Source organism: Thalassotalea crassostreae (genome assembly GCF_001831495.1).
GTDB lineage: Bacteria > Pseudomonadota > Gammaproteobacteria > Enterobacterales > Alteromonadaceae > Thalassotalea_A > Thalassotalea_A crassostreae.
Map to the genome: position 1 here is coordinate 1,977,348 of NZ_CP017689.1, position 17,231 is coordinate 1,994,578.

Annotated in this window: 17 protein-coding genes; 12 read left to right on the top strand and 5 right to left on the bottom strand. The window is 38.2% G+C overall.

Features of this window, described 5'->3' with window-relative positions; genetic code table 11:
• Positions 1–3: 3 nt before the first annotated feature.
• Positions 4–483, bottom strand: a complete 480-nt coding sequence (gene lrp, locus LT090_RS08570) for a leucine-responsive transcriptional regulator Lrp (RefSeq protein WP_068546336.1) — start codon at positions 481–483, stop codon at positions 4–6.
• Positions 484–622: 139 nt separating this feature from the next.
• On the opposite strand from lrp, the gene ald reads away from it, so the two are divergent.
• From ald to LT090_RS08600, 6 genes are all read left to right on the top strand, one after another.
• Positions 623–1,738 (top strand): alanine dehydrogenase, encoded by a 1,116-nt coding sequence (gene ald, locus LT090_RS08575; RefSeq protein WP_068546335.1) that lies wholly within the window; start codon positions 623–625, stop codon positions 1,736–1,738.
• Between the two features lie 256 nt (positions 1,739–1,994).
• The gene (trxB, locus tag LT090_RS08580) at positions 1,995–2,954 is read left to right on the top strand and encodes a thioredoxin-disulfide reductase (protein ID WP_068546334.1); all 960 of its coding nucleotides are present in this window, start codon (positions 1,995–1,997) and stop codon (positions 2,952–2,954) included.
• Between the two features lie 33 nt (positions 2,955–2,987).
• Complete coding sequence (aat, locus tag LT090_RS08585; RefSeq protein WP_068546333.1) at positions 2,988–3,710, top strand: leucyl/phenylalanyl-tRNA--protein transferase; 723 nt, start codon at positions 2,988–2,990, stop codon at positions 3,708–3,710.
• Positions 3,703–4,416 carry an arginyltransferase gene (locus tag LT090_RS08590; protein WP_068546332.1) on the top strand — a complete coding sequence of 238 codons (714 nt, stop codon included), beginning with the start codon at positions 3,703–3,705 and terminating at the stop codon, positions 4,414–4,416. The genes aat and LT090_RS08590 overlap by 8 nt, the downstream gene beginning before the upstream one ends.
• Before the next feature lie 103 nt (positions 4,417–4,519).
• Positions 4,520–4,738 (top strand): translation initiation factor IF-1, encoded by a 219-nt coding sequence (gene infA / locus LT090_RS08595; RefSeq protein WP_068546331.1) that lies wholly within the window; start codon positions 4,520–4,522, stop codon positions 4,736–4,738.
• Positions 4,739–4,961: 223 nt separating this feature from the next.
• Entirely contained in the window at positions 4,962–6,140 is a 1,179-nt protein-coding gene (locus LT090_RS08600) for a multidrug effflux MFS transporter (protein WP_068546330.1), read from the top strand.
• Positions 6,141–6,299: 159 nt separating this feature from the next.
• Here the strand turns inward: LT090_RS08600 and clpA are convergent, their stop codons facing one another.
• Positions 6,300–8,567, bottom strand: a complete 2,268-nt coding sequence (gene clpA, locus LT090_RS08605) for an ATP-dependent Clp protease ATP-binding subunit ClpA (RefSeq protein WP_068546329.1) — start codon at positions 8,565–8,567, stop codon at positions 6,300–6,302.
• A gap of 51 nt (positions 8,568–8,618) precedes the next feature.
• Complete coding sequence (gene clpS / locus LT090_RS08610; RefSeq protein WP_068546328.1) at positions 8,619–8,933, bottom strand: ATP-dependent Clp protease adapter ClpS; 315 nt, start codon at positions 8,931–8,933, stop codon at positions 8,619–8,621.
• A gap of 293 nt (positions 8,934–9,226) precedes the next feature.
• Between clpS and cspD the strand changes: the two genes are divergently transcribed.
• Complete coding sequence (gene cspD / locus LT090_RS08615; RefSeq protein WP_068546327.1) at positions 9,227–9,436, top strand: cold shock domain-containing protein CspD; 210 nt, start codon at positions 9,227–9,229, stop codon at positions 9,434–9,436.
• Between the two features lie 186 nt (positions 9,437–9,622).
• Here cspD and LT090_RS08620 read toward each other — a convergent pair whose 3' ends face one another.
• Both LT090_RS08620 and LT090_RS08625 read right to left on the bottom strand, forming a co-directional pair.
• Positions 9,623–9,802 carry a DUF4177 domain-containing protein gene (locus LT090_RS08620; RefSeq protein ID WP_157726623.1) on the bottom strand — a complete coding sequence of 60 codons (180 nt, stop codon included), beginning with the start codon at positions 9,800–9,802 and terminating at the stop codon, positions 9,623–9,625.
• A gap of 182 nt (positions 9,803–9,984) precedes the next feature.
• A complete protein-coding gene (locus LT090_RS08625; RefSeq protein WP_068546458.1) occupies positions 9,985–12,213 on the bottom strand; it encodes an NADP-dependent isocitrate dehydrogenase in 2,229 nt (742 codons plus the stop codon).
• A gap of 347 nt (positions 12,214–12,560) precedes the next feature.
• On the opposite strand from LT090_RS08625, the gene LT090_RS08635 reads away from it, so the two are divergent.
• The 5 genes from LT090_RS08635 (at position 12,561) to purB (ending at position 17,134) form a co-directional block, all read left to right on the top strand.
• A complete protein-coding gene (locus tag LT090_RS08635) occupies positions 12,561–13,244 on the top strand; it encodes a pseudouridine synthase (RefSeq protein WP_082897154.1) in 684 nt (227 codons plus the stop codon).
• 58 nt (positions 13,245–13,302) lie between these two features.
• The gene (locus LT090_RS08640) at positions 13,303–13,761 is read left to right on the top strand and encodes an NUDIX hydrolase (protein WP_068546325.1); all 459 of its coding nucleotides are present in this window, start codon (positions 13,303–13,305) and stop codon (positions 13,759–13,761) included.
• A gap of 142 nt (positions 13,762–13,903) precedes the next feature.
• The gene (mnmA, locus tag LT090_RS08645) at positions 13,904–15,025 is read left to right on the top strand and encodes a tRNA 2-thiouridine(34) synthase MnmA (RefSeq protein WP_226996457.1); all 1,122 of its coding nucleotides are present in this window, start codon (positions 13,904–13,906) and stop codon (positions 15,023–15,025) included.
• Between the two features lie 50 nt (positions 15,026–15,075).
• Positions 15,076–15,696, top strand: a complete 621-nt coding sequence (hflD, locus tag LT090_RS08650) for a high frequency lysogenization protein HflD (protein ID WP_068546324.1) — start codon at positions 15,076–15,078, stop codon at positions 15,694–15,696.
• Between the two features lie 70 nt (positions 15,697–15,766).
• A complete protein-coding gene (gene purB, locus LT090_RS08655; RefSeq protein WP_068546323.1) occupies positions 15,767–17,134 on the top strand; it encodes an adenylosuccinate lyase in 1,368 nt (455 codons plus the stop codon).
• Positions 17,135–17,231: the final 97 nt, after the last annotated feature.

The window sequence follows — 17,231 nt, forward strand, 5'->3', positions numbered from 1 at the left end:
GCTTTAGTAGTTAATTGGTAATTTATTGCCCGATTTAACCTCTTCCATCACCACGTAAGTTCTACTTTCACTTACACTTGGAAGCCGCAGCAAAGTGTCACCAAGTAAGTTTCGATAGGCCTGCATATCTGATACTCGGGTTTTAAGTAGAAAATCGAAGTTACCAGAAACCAAATGACACTCTTGAATCACATCAAGTTCCATTACTGCTTTTGAAAACTCTTCAAAAACATCTGGTGATGTTCTACTTAAGGTGATTTCAACAAACACCAACAGCGCAACATCGAGAAAAATAGGGTTCAAGTTAGCACTGTAGCCTTCTATTATTCCTTCTTGTTCTAATTTCTTTACCCGTTCTAAACATGGTGTAGGACTTAATCCTACACGTTTGGATAATTCTACATTAGATAAACGTCCGTCATTTTGTAACTCATTTAGGATGTTTTTATCGATTCGATCGAGTTTTCGGTTACTTTCATTCATGGTTTAGATTTTTTCTCTAAAATATGTACATTCTGCAATATTTTTAACTAATAATTACAAATATACAACAAGTTAATCTGCTTATTTGTCTCTATAATAGCGCAAAATATTACAACAATCCTTTTACAAGAGAATTATTATGATTATTGGTGTACCAAAAGAAATTAAAAACCATGAGTACCGCGTTGGTATGGTTCCAGCAAGCGTACGTGAGTTAATTAACCACGGCCACGAAGTTTTTGTAGAAACAAATGCCGGTTCAGGTATTGGTTTTACTGATGAAGATTACGTTGCTGCGGGTGCAAGCATCTTAGCGACAGCAGCAGAAGTTTTCGCTAAAGCAGAAATGATTGTAAAAGTTAAAGAACCACAAGCAGTTGAACGTGCAATGTTACGTGAAGGTCAAATCTTGTTCACTTACCTTCACCTTGCACCAGATCTTGCACAAACAGAAGACTTAGTAAAATCAAAAGCAATCTGTATTGCTTATGAAACAGTTACTGACCACATGGGTGGCTTACCGCTTCTTGCTCCTATGTCAGAAGTTGCTGGTCGCATGTCTATTCAAGCTGGCGCACAAGCATTAGAGAAATCAAATGCTGGTCGCGGTATGCTATTAGGTGGTGTTCCAGGTGTTGAGCCAGCGAAAGTAGTTATTATCGGTGGCGGCATGGTTGGTAACAATGCTGCACAAATGGCAGTTGGTATGGGTGCTAACGTTGTTATCCTCGATCGTAACATTAATGTTTTACGTCGTCTTGATGCTCAATTTGGCAACAAGATCAAAGCGGTATACTCTACTGCTGACGCCTTAGAAAAACACGTTCTAGAAGCTGACTTAGTTATCGGTGGTGTACTTATTCCAGGTGCTGCAGCGCCTAAATTAGTAACAGCAGAACACATTAAAAACATGAAGCCAGGTTCAGCTATCGTTGATGTTGCTATTGACCAAGGTGGTTGTATTGCGACTTCTAAAGCAACAACTCACGCAGAACCTACGTTCATTGTTGATGACGTTGTTCACTACTGTGTTGCTAATATGCCAGGTGCTGTACCACGCACTTCTACCTTTGCACTTAACAATGCAACATTACCATTTATCATTAACTTGGCTAACAAAGGCTACAAAGACGCGTTATTAAGTAATGAGCATTTCTTAAATGGTCTTAACGTAATTAACGGTCAAGTAACTGTACGTGAAGTTGCTGATAACTTAGGTTTTGAATTTGTAGAGCCTAAAGTTGCTTTAGCGTAATAAATTCAACACACCTCTTTAAACTGGGGTCAGAGTCAGGTTTTCTAATCTGACTCTGACCCCAGTTTTTGTTTAAGCTGCTTTTTAATAATGTATCGGTTTCAATACAGATAAATATATTTTAGTGTTTAATCGAATAAATTATCTATTGTTCCCCTTGTATTAATTGCTTAGAATCCCAATCATTATAATATTCCACGTTGTTGTGCCATGTTATTGGCTATTGACGTAACCTCAAAAATTCTAGGAGTTCTTCATGAGTGAAGTAAGACATTGCCCTTTATTAATCTTGGGTTCTGGCCCTGCCGGCTACACTGCAGCTGTATACGCTGCTCGCGCAAACTTAAATCCAGTTATGATCACTGGTATGCAACAAGGCGGTCAGCTTACTACGACTACTGAAGTTGAAAACTGGCCTGGCGATGCAGAAGGTTTAACTGGACCTGACTTAATGGTTCGTATGCAACAACATGCAGAACGTTTTGACACAGAGATTATTTTCGATCACATCGAAGAAGTAGATTTTTCTTCTAAGCCTTACAAATTGAAAGGCAGCAATGAATATACTTGTGATGCGCTTATCATTTGTACCGGAGCTTCTGCACAGTACCTTGGTTTAGAATCAGAAACTGCGTTCATGGGTAAAGGTATTTCAGCTTGTGCAACGTGTGATGGTTTCTTCTATCGTAATCAAAAAGTTGCGGTTGTTGGCGGTGGTAACACGGCAGTTGAAGAAGCATTGTATCTTTCAAACATTGCCTCTGAAGTACATTTAGTACACCGTCGTGATACTTTCCGTAGTGAAAAAATCTTAACGAAACGCTTAATGGATAAAGTTGAAAACGGTAATATCGTTTTACACACTGACCGCACATTAGACGAAGTATTAGGTGACAACATGGGTGTTACTGGTCTGCGTTTAAAAGATACTAAGAGCGATGCGACTGAAGAAATCGACGTTACCGGTTGTTTTATCGCCATTGGTCACAAACCAAATACTGATATCTTTAAAGGTCAATTAGACATGAAAGATGGTTATTTAACAATTCAAAGTGGTACTGAAGGTAATGCAACACAAACAAGTGTTGAAGGTATCTACGCTGCTGGTGATGTTGCTGATCATATTTATCGTCAAGCGATTACCTCTGCTGGCGCCGGTTGTATGGCTGCACTTGACGCAGAGCGTTACTTAGATGCTAAAAATTCGAACGTTTAATAGCGTAAATAATTAGCCTCTCGAAAGCATAAAATGAACCTGTCACTAGTCAACCTTGATTTACAGCTTGCTAGTGACATGTCTTTCCCATCAGTTAAAACCGCATTAACCGAACCAAATGGCCTACTCGCTGTTGGCGGTGATTTACACCCTCAAAGACTTTTAAACGCTTATGCCAATGGCATATTTCCATGGTATAGCGAACTAGACCCTTTTTTGTGGTGGTCGCCAGATCCTAGGTGCATCATCAAAACTGATGAAATCTATATCAATAAAAGTTTAGCGAAATTCATTCGCAAATGTGATTACACTGTTACCATTAATAATAGCTTTGAAAGAGTAATCAATATTTGTTCAGATGCACCGTTTCGACAGGATGATACCTGGATTTTACCAGAAATGATCGACGCCTATTTGCAGCTGCACTCTCTTGGATATGCTCACTCTATTGAAGTTTGGCAAGGTTCAACATTAGTTGGCGGCCTTTACGGTATTGCTATCAATGGCTATTTCAGCGGCGAATCTATGTTTTATCTAAAGCCTAACGCATCAAAAATAGCACTTGTTTCTATTGCTAAACTGCTAAACTTAAATGGTATAAACTTTATAGATTGTCAGATTGAAAATCCTTTTTTATCGAGTATGGGAGCCGTAGAAGTCAAACGTGACGACTTTATAGAGTTAAAAAACAATGCGATTAAACAACAACTAGGCGAACATTTTTGGCAACCAAGAGAAATTCAGTTTAATGAGTGAGTCGAAAAAGTATTTCCAATTTGGATTAACACATAACTTTGCTTGTAACTATCTGCCTGAGCAACAAGAGCGCCTTGTTGTCGTCACCAATTGTGAAGACATTACCAACGAAAACTATCAGCGATTGTTAATGGCTGGGTTTAGACGAAGTGGTAACCAGGTATATCGACCTCATTGCATTGATTGTAATTCTTGCGAATCGATAAGATTACCTGTTTACGAGTTTAAGCCTTCAAAAAGTCAAAAACGTATTATCTCTACCAATAAAGATCTTACCATCAAGATAAGTTTAGAAGCCGATGAGCGCTACTATGATTTATACCAGCGTTACATCAATACCGTGCATCAAGACGGATCAATGTTTCCGGCAAACAAAGAACAATATAAAGGTTTTATCTTTAATGAATTAATTGACCAGTTATTTATTGAAATTTATCACGACAAACAACTGGTATCGGTGGCGGTATGTGATAACTTACCGAATTCATTATCAGCTTTGTACACGTTTTACGATCCTGAACTCAGTAAACGCTCCCTAGGTAAATTCTCAATTCTAACGCAAATACAAGTAGCAAAATCATTAAATAAAAATTACCTGTACTTAGGCTATCAAATTGATGATTGCCAAAAGATGAATTACAAAAAAAGTTACTATCCCCACGAGCGTTTAATACAAGATCAGTGGATTCGCATCAATAAGTCATAATAATTAGCCATTGGTCAGTAAATTGTCTTTACAAATAGCTTACTTTTGGGCATTATCTCGGCAGCAATTTTTAATGCACAATTTTATAGAGGTTTAACGCCCAATGGCGAAAGAAGAAAATATTGAAATGCAAGGTGTCGTTCAAGATACCTTACCAAACACTATGTTCCGTGTAGAACTAGAAAACGGTCACGTTGTTACTGCTCACATTTCCGGTAAAATGCGTAAAAACTACATCCGTATTTTAACTGGTGATAAAGTAACTGTTGAATTAACACCTTATGATTTATCAAAAGGTCGCATTATTTTCCGCGCCAGATAGTTGTTAAATAGGTGATCGGGTTTCAAAACTCGATACCGACAAAACAAATTTTTAAAAGATCTCTGATGAGATCTTTTTTTTGCTCTGAATATTTATTAACTATCACAATAGGCTGTACGCTTTAATACAATTTATCCTTACCCTGTTGTTTAAAGCGTCTGTATAATACCGACTGAAATAATGTTTATTTTTCGTACAATCAATTTTTCCTTGGAATATATTAATGTTAAATATTAAATTATTATCAGTTCTTATGTTAATGGTGGTCTTCAGCCCATTAGCAATTGATATATTCCTGCCCGCACTACCGATAATGGCTGAGCAGCTTGATACATCTCTGACAACCATGCAATCAAGTGTTACTATTTTTTTGTTAGCGATGGGCTTTGGTCAGTTTTTTAGTGGGCCATTAGCGGATAAGTTTGGCCGAAAACCAGTCGCTTTAGTCGGCATTTGTATTTACTTATTATCGTCGTTACTTTGTGCCTACGCTAATAGTGTGGAACTACATTTGTTTTCTCGATTACTAACCGGGCTTGGCACTTGTGGTATTGTTGTTGCAGCTTTCGCTGTAGTACGAGACCACTGCAACGCCGTGCAAAGCGGAATGATGTACAGCTATCTCAATGGTGTGATCTGTTGTATACCTGCCCTCGCACCGATTCTTGGTGGTTGGCTAACGACCAATTATGGATGGCAATCTAACTTTTTATTTATGTCGCTTTTTTCGTTATTCGCTGGCGTTATAATCTTCGTATTTCTAAAAGAATCAAATCCGCATAGTAGTGATGAAGAAATCAAATTAGTCTCTCTCAGTCGATACAAGAGCATTATTACTAATCGAGTGTTCTTATTTCATGGCATATTAGTAATGCTATCGATGGCTGTGATCATTGCCTATGTCAGCAGTTCGCCTGCCTGGTTAATGGTAGCGCTAAGTTTAAATCAAGATGAGTTTATCTTTTGGTTTAGCATAAACGCCGTTGTTAATATCTTTGCATGTTTATCTGCGCCTAAGATTTTACAAAAAAATGGCGCCTTTAAGACAATTAATATTGGTATGACTATTCTAGTGGCAGGAGGATTACTTATGTTCGTGTCTCAAGATGTCGCAACAGCTTCCGCTTTTATGTTGCCAATTATGCTTAGTAGCATTGGTTTTTCATTAATTATGGGAACCTCAGCTGGTCAAGCTCTTGCGCCTTTTGCTAATAAAGCTGGTACTGCGTCAGCATTACTAGGTGTGATGCAAATGAGTGGTTCAGCGATAGTTGTGCTGATAATTCAGAGTCTTAACATTACTATAATTCAGCAGATTTCACTGTTAATGCTATCAATTTTTCCGCTTTACCTAATTTGGAACTTAAAACGGTTTAATTCTAAACTAGTAATAGATAATTAACATATAGTACTGATATAACAGTAACTTAGGCAATCCTATATCTTTAATCAGAATGTAACGCGTAACCGAAAACGATTGTTTTAAACATAAAAAAAGTGACCATAAGTCACTTTTTATTTAGCATCGATACACACGTCCTTAAGAATTAGAGTGCAATAATTAGCTCTGTGAAACTAACTCTTCTTTGCTCTCAAACGTAATCGCTAAACAGTCTTTCTTTTTGTTCAACGCTACTTTTGCTGTACCGCCCTGCATTAATTCACCAAACAGCAATTCACTCGCTAGCGGTTTTTTCAGTTTCTCTTGAATTAAACGTGACATTGGACGAGCGCCCATAGTTTTATCATATCCATTAATCGCTAACCAACTGCGAGCATCATTCGTTAACTCTAATGAAACGCCTTTAGTATCTAATTGTGCTTGTAATTCAACAATAAACTTATCAACGACTTGCTCAATCACTTGCGTACTCAGATGATTAAACCAGACAATTGAATCTAAACGATTACGAAACTCTGGTGAGAATACACGGTTAATTTCACTCATTGCATCATGACTGTGATCTTGTTGTTTAAAACCAATCGACTTACGCTCAGTTTCTTGCACACCGGCGTTAGTTGTCATAACTAAGATAACATTTCTAAAGTCCGCCTTACGGCCATTATTATCGGTTAACGTACCGTGATCCATTACTTGCAGCAAAATATTGTAAATATCAGTATGTGCCTTTTCAATTTCATCAAGCAATACCACAGCATGTGGGTGTTTAATAACCGCATCAGTCAGCAATCCGCCTTGCTCATATCCAACGTAACCTGGAGGCGCGCCAATTAATCGACTTACAGCGTGCTTTTCCATGTACTCAGACATATCAAAGCGCAATAATTCGATACCTAACTGTTTAGCAAGCTGTTTTGTAACTTCTGTCTTACCAACACCTGTTGGCCCTGAAAACATAAATGAACCTACTGGCTTATCTTCCGTGCCAAGGCCGGCACGAGATAAACGAATAACGCTAGTTAATCCTTCAATTGCTTCATCTTGACCGAACACTACCATCTTCAAGTTACGGTCTATATTCATCAAGTTATCTTTTTCTGTAGACGACACTGACTTTTCAGGAATACGGGCAATGTTTGCCACTACCGTCTCAATTTCACCAATGTTAATCACTTTCTTACGTTTTGACGGCGCAACTAAACGTTGTTTAGCCCCTGCTTCGTCAATCACGTCAATTGCTTTATCCGGTAGGAAGCGATCGTTAATATACTTGGCTGACAATTCGGCAGCAGCCTTTAACGCTTTGTTTGTATATTTAATGCTGTGATGTTCTTCGTATTTGTCTTTTAAGCCTTGTAGGATCTTTGTGGTTTCATCGATGCTAGGCTCGTGGATATCAATCTTTTGGAAACGACGCGCTAATGCACGGTCCTTTTCAAAGATTGTTTTAAATTCTTGGAACGTCGTAGATCCCATGCAACGTAGCTTACCTCCTGATAATAGAGGTTTGATAAGATTTGAAGCATCCATCATGCCGCCTGATGCAGCACCTGCGCCAATGATGGTATGAATTTCATCAATAAATAAGATTGCTTGTTTATCTTGTTCTAATTCTTTTAATAATGATTTAAACCGTTTTTCAAAATCACCGCGGTATTTTGTGCCAGCGAGTAACGCGCCCATATCTAATGAGTATATCGTTGCTTCTTTAAGAACCTCTGGTGCCTTATCTTCAACGATAAGCTTCGCTAGTCCTTCTGCAATCGCTGTTTTACCAACACCGGCTTCACCAACTAATAACGGGTTGTTTTTGCGACGACGACTCAAAACCTGAACGGTACGTTCAATTTCAAGGCTTCGACCAATAATAGGGTCTATTTCTCCATTTAACGCCGCTTTATTTAAGTTTGTCGCGTAAGTGTCTACGGTTTTAGATTCTTCTTCTGCCGCTTGCGGCTGCTCTAATGAAGGCTGTACAGATTCTGTTTCTTCATTTTTCGCGATGCCGTGGGATATATAATTGACGATATCGAGACGAGTGATATCGGATTTTTTCAAAAAGTATGCGGCTTGTGATTCTTGTTCGCTAAAGATGGCGACCAGTACATTAGCGCCATTAACTTCTGTCTTACCAGAAGATTGTACGTGAAAAACGGCGCGTTGCAGCACCCGTTGAAAACCTAACGTAGGTTGGGTTTCCCGTTCTTCATCGTCTTGTGAAATTACTGGTGTGGTATCACCGATAAAGTTTAGTAATTCCATTTTTAACTTAGTTAAATCACCACCACAGGCGTGGATGGCATCAATGGCTTCTGGATTTTCTAGTAACGCCAACAACAGATGCTCTACCGTCATAAATTCATGGCGAGAATCTTTCGCCTGACGAAAAGCTAAATTTAAGGAAATTTCTAAATCTTTATTCAACATATAGGCACACTCCGGAAAACTTACTACTTACTAATTAACAACCTTGTACCTTTAGACCTGTTCCATGGTACACATCAATGGATGTTCATGCTCTCGAGCAAATCGACATACTTGATCTACTTTGGTTTCGGCAACGTCACTGGTATAAATTCCGCAACTTGCTTTACCCTTATAATGTATTGTTAGCATAATTTGCGTCGCTTGATCAGTATTCATTTGAAAAAATTTCGATAAAACCTCAACAACAAAGTCCATTGGGGTGTAATCATCGTTCAAAAGTATCACGCGAAACATCGCTGGACGTTTTATTTTATCGTCGATCGCTGTCTGCTGATCGCTCTCTATCGCGTCTTTAACCTTACCCATAATAAAATAATAGCCCTTAATTGGCGTTCTGTAGAACTTCTTTTGTTAAAAAATTGTAAAAAAAACCAATAATTTACCTTGACTATTCTATAAATTTATCTAAATTTTTAAATGTGACTAAATTTTAGACACTAGAAAATTAAAAATACTCAATAAAAATAATAATACGAAGTAAAAATATTGATTTGATGATTATACCAATTTACATAATGATTTAGGTAGTTAAAACCTATCATTATGATCAAAGGTACAATATAACAAATTACCGATTCAGAAAGAAGGAAGTAAGAAGTATGGCTAACGGTACAGTTAAATGGTTTAACAACGCCAAGGGTTTCGGTTTCATTTGTCCAGAAGAAGGTGGTGAAGATATCTTCGCTCACTATTCAACAATACAGATGGATGGTTATCGCACATTAAAAGCAGGCCAACCTGTTGATTATGAGCTACATGAAGGTCCTAAGGGCTGTCATGCATCTAGTGTAAAGCCGGTCGGCGAATAAAATAGCATTAACGAAAGTAACAATTAGGCACCAATAAAGCACTAATTGAATATTAGTTAAGCACTAAAATAGAAAGTGAGTTAGCAAATTAGATTCTAAAAGATTTTAATTTGCTAACTCACTTCTTTGATTAAGGATATAGGCTTACGGGTATTGGTTTAAAGATATAGGTTTAAAGGCTTAAGACTAATATTTACTCACGCGTTTCATTATGCCTGCAAACTCAGAACCACCCTCTAACTCTCTATAATCGACATTAACCAACTCCCAGCCTTCACTTCCAAGTTGATTCAAATAGCTTTCTATATCTTCTCGTTTACGCCCTTTAAATATCCCTGCGGCATCTACGTCTCTTGTATCAATCATTTTGTATTCAAACTTCATTTATATTCCCTTAGTTTCTACCTTAATATCAAGAGCATAGTCGATTTTAGAATAAAGATTAAGCTAAGTTATGTAACAAAAAAACCACGGCAAGCCGTGGTTTTCTTTAAATATGCAATGCAGCTTTTAATTTACTGCATTATTTTAGCGCAAGTAGTCAACGATTAAAGTGAACTAATTGCTGAGTTTAACGTAGCGCTTGGACGCATCGCTTTTTCAGCTAAATCAGCAGACGCTAAATAGTAACCGTTAATGTCGTTAGCAACACCTTGAGCTGAGTTTAGTTCGTTTACAATAACTTCTTCATTAGCAGTTAAAGTTTGTGCTAATGGAGCGAACTTAGCTTTCAGTTCAGCGTCAACGTCTTGTGCCGCTAATTCTTGAGCCCAGTATAATCCTAGGTAGAAGTGAGAACCACGGTTATCAATTTGACCTACGCGACGTGCTGGTGATTTGTTTTCAGCTAGGAATGTTGCAGTAGCAGCATCTAGTGTATCAGCAAGAACTTGTGCTTTAGGGTTGTTAGCAAAATTGCTTACGTGCTCTAAAGAAGCAGCTAACGCTAAGAATTCACCTAATGAGTCCCAACGTAAGTAGTTTTCTTGTTCAAACTGTTGAACGTGCTTAGGCGCAGAACCACCAGCACCAGTTTCGAATAAACCACCACCGTTCATTAGAGGAACAACTGAAAGCATTTTAGCAGAAGTACCTAATTCTAAAATAGGGAATAAATCTGTTAAGTAATCACGTAATACGTTACCTGTAACAGAGATAGTGTCTTTACCTTCGATGATTCTCGCTAATGAGAAACGAGTTGCTTCTACAGGAGAAAGAATACTGATCTCTAAACCATTGGTATCATGGTTAGGTAAGTAAGCTTCAACTTTCTTGATGATTTGAGAATCATGTGCACGGTTTGAATCTAACCAGAATACTGCTGGGCTACCTGTTGCACGAGCACGGTTAACAGCTAACTTAACCCAATCTTGGATTGGCGCATCTTTAACCTGACACATACGCCAGATATCGCCCGCTTCAACTGTATGTTCCATTAATACAGTACCTGAAGCATCAACTACACGCATTGTGCCGTTTGCAGGAACTTCGAATGTTTTATCGTGAGATCCATATTCTTCAGCTTTCTGAGCCATAAGACCAACGTTAGGAACACTACCCATAGTTGTTGGATCAAACGCACCATTTTTCTTACAGAAGTCAATTGTTTCTTGGTAAACACCAGCGTAACAACGATCTGGAATTACAGCGATTGCATCTTGTAACTTGTCATTTTTGTTCCACATCATACCTGAAGAACGAATCATTGCTGGCATTGAAGCATCGATAATAACGTCTGAAGGAACGTGTAAGTTAGTAATACCTTTATCTGAATTTACCATAGCTAAATCAGGGCTATTTGCATAAACTGCGGCGAAATCTGCTTCGATTTCGGCTTGCTTGTCAGCTGATAAGCTACCGATCTTAGCGAATACATCACCAATACCGTTATTAACGTCTACACCTAAATCAGCGAATAGTGCCGCATGTTTTTCTAATACATCTTTGTAGAATACAGATACACAGTGACCAAAAATAATTGGGTCAGACACTTTCATCATTGTCGCTTTCATGTGTAGTGAGAACAAAATTCCCTGCTCTTTCGCTGCAACAATTTGTTCTGCTAAGAATGCACGTAATTTTGATGCACTCATGCGTGAAGAATCGATGATCTCGCCAGCTTGTAACGCTAAGCCTTGTTTAAGAACAGTTACATCGCCGTTTTCAGCTGTTAGTTCGATATTTACTGAAGTTGCATCGCCAATCGTTACTGATTGTTCGCTGCTGTAGAAATCGCCATCGGTCATGCTAGCAACGTGAGATTTTGATTCGCTAGACCATGCACCCATTGAATGTGGGTTGTTACGAGCATATTGCTTAACAGAACCTGGAGCACGACGGTCAGAGTTACCTTCACGTAATACTGGGTTTACAGCACTACCTAATACTTTTGCGTATTTTGCCTTAATTGCTTCTTCTTCAGCAGTTTGTGCGTCTTCTGGGTAATCAGGAAGTGCGTAACCTTTCGCCTGTAATTCTTTGATAGCAGCTTGTAATTGTGGGATTGATGCACTGATATTTGGTAATTTGATGATGTTAGCTTCAGGCGTCTTGGCAAGATCACCTAGCTCAGATAGTGCATCACCGATACGTTGCTCTTCAGTTAAAAACTCAGGTAAGTTAGCAATGATACGTCCAGCTAATGAAATGTCTTTAGTCGCAACTTCAATACCTGCTGTCGCTGTAAAAGCTTCAACGATTGGTAATAAAGAGTAAGTTGCTAATGCTGGAGCTTCATCAGTAATTGTATATATGATTTTTGCTTTATCAGTTGTCATATTTTTTCCTAATTTAATGCTAGCTTTGGTTTTAACCAAAGTCCGCTTTGTAATTATTTCGACGTTGCAAATTGCATGTCGATGGCACATTAGTTACTAATCATTGCAATCCACTAATTCGACATAGATAATGATCAATAACTTAAAATTTTTTGATTTACTTTGTACTAAATCGCGGCGTAGTATATCAGCACTAGGGCCATATAAATAGCGAATAGCGATGACTTTGATGACCATTGTCTTTATAGTCATTATAAATTTGATGAATACCCCTAGTAGTTCTTTATATAATCGCATCACGACGCCACACAAGAACGAATAAACACATAGACGTTAAGGGTCTTAAATTGTCAGCAAATAAGTTTAACAAACAGAAAAATGGCTCAGCTAAAACTCCAGGTAAATTAACGAAGCGCAGCGACCAAAAGGTGCAACGAGGAAATTCTAAATCTCGTTACAAGCCTAGAGTTAAGAAGACTGTTGATAGCGGACCTACTAAGATCGTTTTATTTAATAAACCTTTTGATGTACTCACCCAATTTACCGATGATCAACACCGTAAAACCTTAAAAGATTATATCGATATTCCTCATGTTTACGCAGCAGGTCGCCTTGATAAAGACTCTGAAGGGTTATTATTATTAACTAATGATGGCAAATTACAAAACCAACTAGCTGATCCTAAGCATAAAAAGGCAAAGGTTTACTGGGTACAAGTTGAAGGTGCAGTCACCGACAGCGCAATCATCATGTTAGAAAAAGGTGTTGAACTAAAAGATGGATTAACCAAACCTGCAAAAGTGAAAGTAATCGAAACACCTAATGTCTGGCAACGCACTCCCCCTATAAGAGAGCGCAAAAATATCCCAACCACCTGGTTGCAAATTGAGATAACAGAAGGTAAAAACAGGCAAGTCAGAAGAATGACCGCCCATGTTGGCTTTCCGACTTTACGTCTGATCAGATATGCCATTGGTGAATATAATATTGGTGCCCTACTACCCGGCGAGCATAAACTATTTCAGTCATAGTGACGCATTTATAAAACCATATCGAAACGTCAAAACTCACCACTAGAGAGCGTAAATTATGAGTGAACAATTTAAACCAAATACTACTGTCGCAGGGATCATCCATCATAAAAACAAATTTCTTATTGTTGAGGAAATTGATGAGGGTAAAGTCGTTTACAACCAACCCGCTGGCCACATAGAAGCAGGTGAAGATTTGATCGGTGCCTATCAACGAGAAGTATTAGAAGAAACTGGCTTACATGTGGAACCACAATATCTAAGCGGTATTTATTATTACCACAAACCGGAACTGAATTTGTATTACTTAAGATTTTGTTTTGTCACCGAACTATCAGAATTTAGCAGCACAAGTCCGCAAGATAGCGACATTATAGATGCAATTTGGCTAACTTTAGACGAACTAAAACAAAAAGGAAATCAAATTCGTAGTCCCCTGGTACTAGACTGTATAGCTGATTTTGTAAAAGGAAACCGACTGCCATTATCTTGCCTGCATAGCAATTTAACAGCCTAATATTGCTAAAATATATAACCAACAAAAAAAGAATAAACATTTGTTACTATTTTTAGCTATTTCTACGCTAGAAATAGATGCCAGAGCCTATAAATCGTGCTACAATCGCGCCATTTTTAAACCTCTATGGAATTAAGTTTCGTTGACAGCATCAAATCCTAAAGCTAATCAAGATATTAAAGTAATCGTCGGCATGTCTGGCGGTGTTGACTCATCCGTTTCTGCTTACTTGTTAAAAGAGCAAGGTTATCAGGTCGAAGGCCTGTTTATGAAAAACTGGGAAGAAGACGATGACGAAGAATATTGCGCCGCTGCAGATGATTTAAAAGATGCTCAACAGGTTTGTGACAAACTAGGCATCGAATTGCATACCATCAACTTTGCTACCGAATACTGGGACAATGTATTTGAATATTTCTTAGAAGAATACCGTTCTGGTCGTACGCCTAACCCCGACATTATTTGTAATAAAGAAATAAAGTTTAAAGCATTTCTAGAGTTTGCTTGTGAAGATATGGGCGCAGATTATATTGCTACCGGTCATTACGTTCAAAGACGGGAAAATAACGGTAAATTTGAAATGTTACGAGGCTTAGATTCAAACAAAGATCAAAGTTACTTCCTCTATACGTTAAGTCATAAGCAAGTTGGTCAAACGTTATTCCCTGTTGGTAACATTGAAAAGCCGGAAGTTAGAGCGATTGCCGAACGTGAAGGTTTAGTTACAGCAAACAAAAAAGATTCAACTGGTATATGTTTTATTGGTGAGCGAAAATTCAAAGACTTTTTAGGTCGATATTTACCGGCTCAACCAGGAGTTATTGAAACTGCCGAAGGTAAAGTCATAGGTGAACACCAAGGTTTGATGTATCACACTTTAGGTCAGCGCAAAGGTTTACACATTGGTGGCATGAAAGACTCTGGTGAAGAGCCTTGGTATGTAGTTGAGAAAGACTTAAAGCGAAACGTTCTAATTGTAGGTCAAGGAAATAATCACCCTCGCCTGTTTTCTAAAGGCTTAGTTGCTAGTCAATTACATTGGGTTAATCGAGAAGAGATTGGTATAAATGAAGCTTTTAACTGTACCGTTAAAACTCGTTATCGCCAGGAAGACGTTGCTTGTACAGTAACTCGTTTAGACGACGAAAATTATCAGATAATGTTTAATGAACAACAAAGCTCGGTAACGCCAGGACAGTCAGTTGTATTCTATTTAAATGAAGTCTGTTTAGGTGGCGGCATAATTGACACGCTGATCCGTTAACAATCACGTTAATTTATTAATAACAAAATAATATAGATTCAATTAAAAAAATGAGCTTAAACGAACAAACCATTACTTTTGCCGGAATTTGCCAATGTGCTCAATTGGTACAAAATATCGCGCGCAAAAACCAATGTGATCAACAGATATTTGACGTGATGATGAACTCAATCGTTAATATCAATCCTGCCAACACAATAGACGTGTACGGCGGAGAAATTGCAAATTTAAGTGATGGACTATTGGCCATGACTGCGCAATTGGGTGATACCACAGCAACCAAAGATCCAGAAGTCACACGCTATATCGTTAGTTTAATGAATCTTGAGCGTAGACTTAAACGAAATCCAAAGGTAATGGCTCAATTAGGCCAACGTATTGAAGATTGTCAAAGACAGCTTGAGCATTTCGATATTGATTCTGATCATATGCACAGTGCTCTGGCAAGTATTTATACCGATATTATTAGTCCACTATCAGCGAAGATTCAGATTGCTGGTGACCCAAATATTTTAAAACAGGTAGGTAATCAAAATCGCATTAGAGCGTTATTACTTGCCGGTGTAAGAGCAACAGTACTTTGGCGACAAGTCGGTGGAAAGCGCCGACACGTGTTATTTAACAGACGAAAGTTTGTCGAAACAGCGCAAACCATACTGAAACAAATATAGTCAGTTGACTAAAGTAAGCTGACAAAAGATTCAAACTTAAACTTAAAATTTATACTACTAGGGAATATCTATGGAACTTTCAAGCATTAGTGCTATTTCACCGGTTGACGGCAGATACGGCAGCAAAGTTAAAGCACTTCGTCCTATCTTCAGTGAATTTGGTCTAATTAAATACCGTGTAACGGTTGAAGTTCGTTGGTTACAAAAGCTCGCTCAAACAGCAGAAATTGCAGAAGTACCAGCATTCTCTGCAGAAGCAAACGCAGTGTTAGATGCAATTGTTAGTGAATTTTCAGAAGTTGACGCGGCTCGTGTTAAAGAAATAGAAGCTACGACAAACCACGATGTTAAAGCGGTTGAATACTTACTAAAAGAAAAAGTTGCAGATAACGCTGAACTAAACGCAGTATCTGAATTTATTCACTTTGCTTGTACTTCAGAAGATATCAATAACTTGTCTCACGCATTAATGTTGAACGATTGTCGTGAGCAAGTAATTTTACCGGTAATGGATGAATTACTTACTGAAATTAAAAACTTAGCGCTTGAGTATCAAACAATTCCAATGATGTGTCGTACTCACGGTCAACCTGCTAGCCCTAGTACAATGGGTAAAGAAATGGCTAACGTTTACATTCGTTTGAAACGTCAACGTGACCAAATTGCTAAAGTTGATATGCTTGGTAAGATCAACGGTGCCGTTGGTAACTACAACGCTCACATCTCTGCTTACCCAGAAGTAAATTGGCATGAATTTTCAGAAAGTTTTGTAAACTCATTAGGTATTCAATGGAATGCTTTTACAACTCAAATTGAGCCACACGATTACATTGCTGAATTATTTGACGCGGTAGCACGTTTTAACACTATCCTAATTGACTTTGACCGTGACGTTTGGGGCTACATTGCCCTAGGTCACTTCAAGCAAAAAACTATTGCTGGTGAAATTGGTTCTTCAACCATGCCACATAAAGTTAATCCTATTGATTTCGAAAACTCAGAAGGTAACTTAGGCATTGCAAACGCCCTATTTTCACACTTAGCACAAAAACTACCTGTTTCTCGCTGGCAACGTGACCTAACAGACTCTACAGTTTTACGTAACTTAGGTGTTGGTTTTGCGCATGCATTAATTTCATACCAAGCGACATTAAAAGGCATTAGCAAACTACAGGTGAACGAAGAAGCGTTACTCGCTGAACTAGACAAAAACTGGGAAGTTTTAGCTGAGCCAATCCAAACAGTTATGCGTCGTTACGGTATCGAAAAACCATATGAGAAATTAAAAGAGTTAACACGTGGTAAGCGCGTTGATGCTGATTCAATGCGTGCGTTCATCGATACTCTAGAAATGCCTGAATCTGCTAAAGATGAATTAAAAGCAATGACACCAGCAAGCTATATCGGTCGAGCAATTGAATTTATCAATGAAATCTAGACTAAGCATTAACAAGCTAGATCTTTAACAACAAAAAGCCAGTGGTTAACGTCACTGGTTTTTTCTTATCAAATATAGCAATACGGCTCATTTAAAC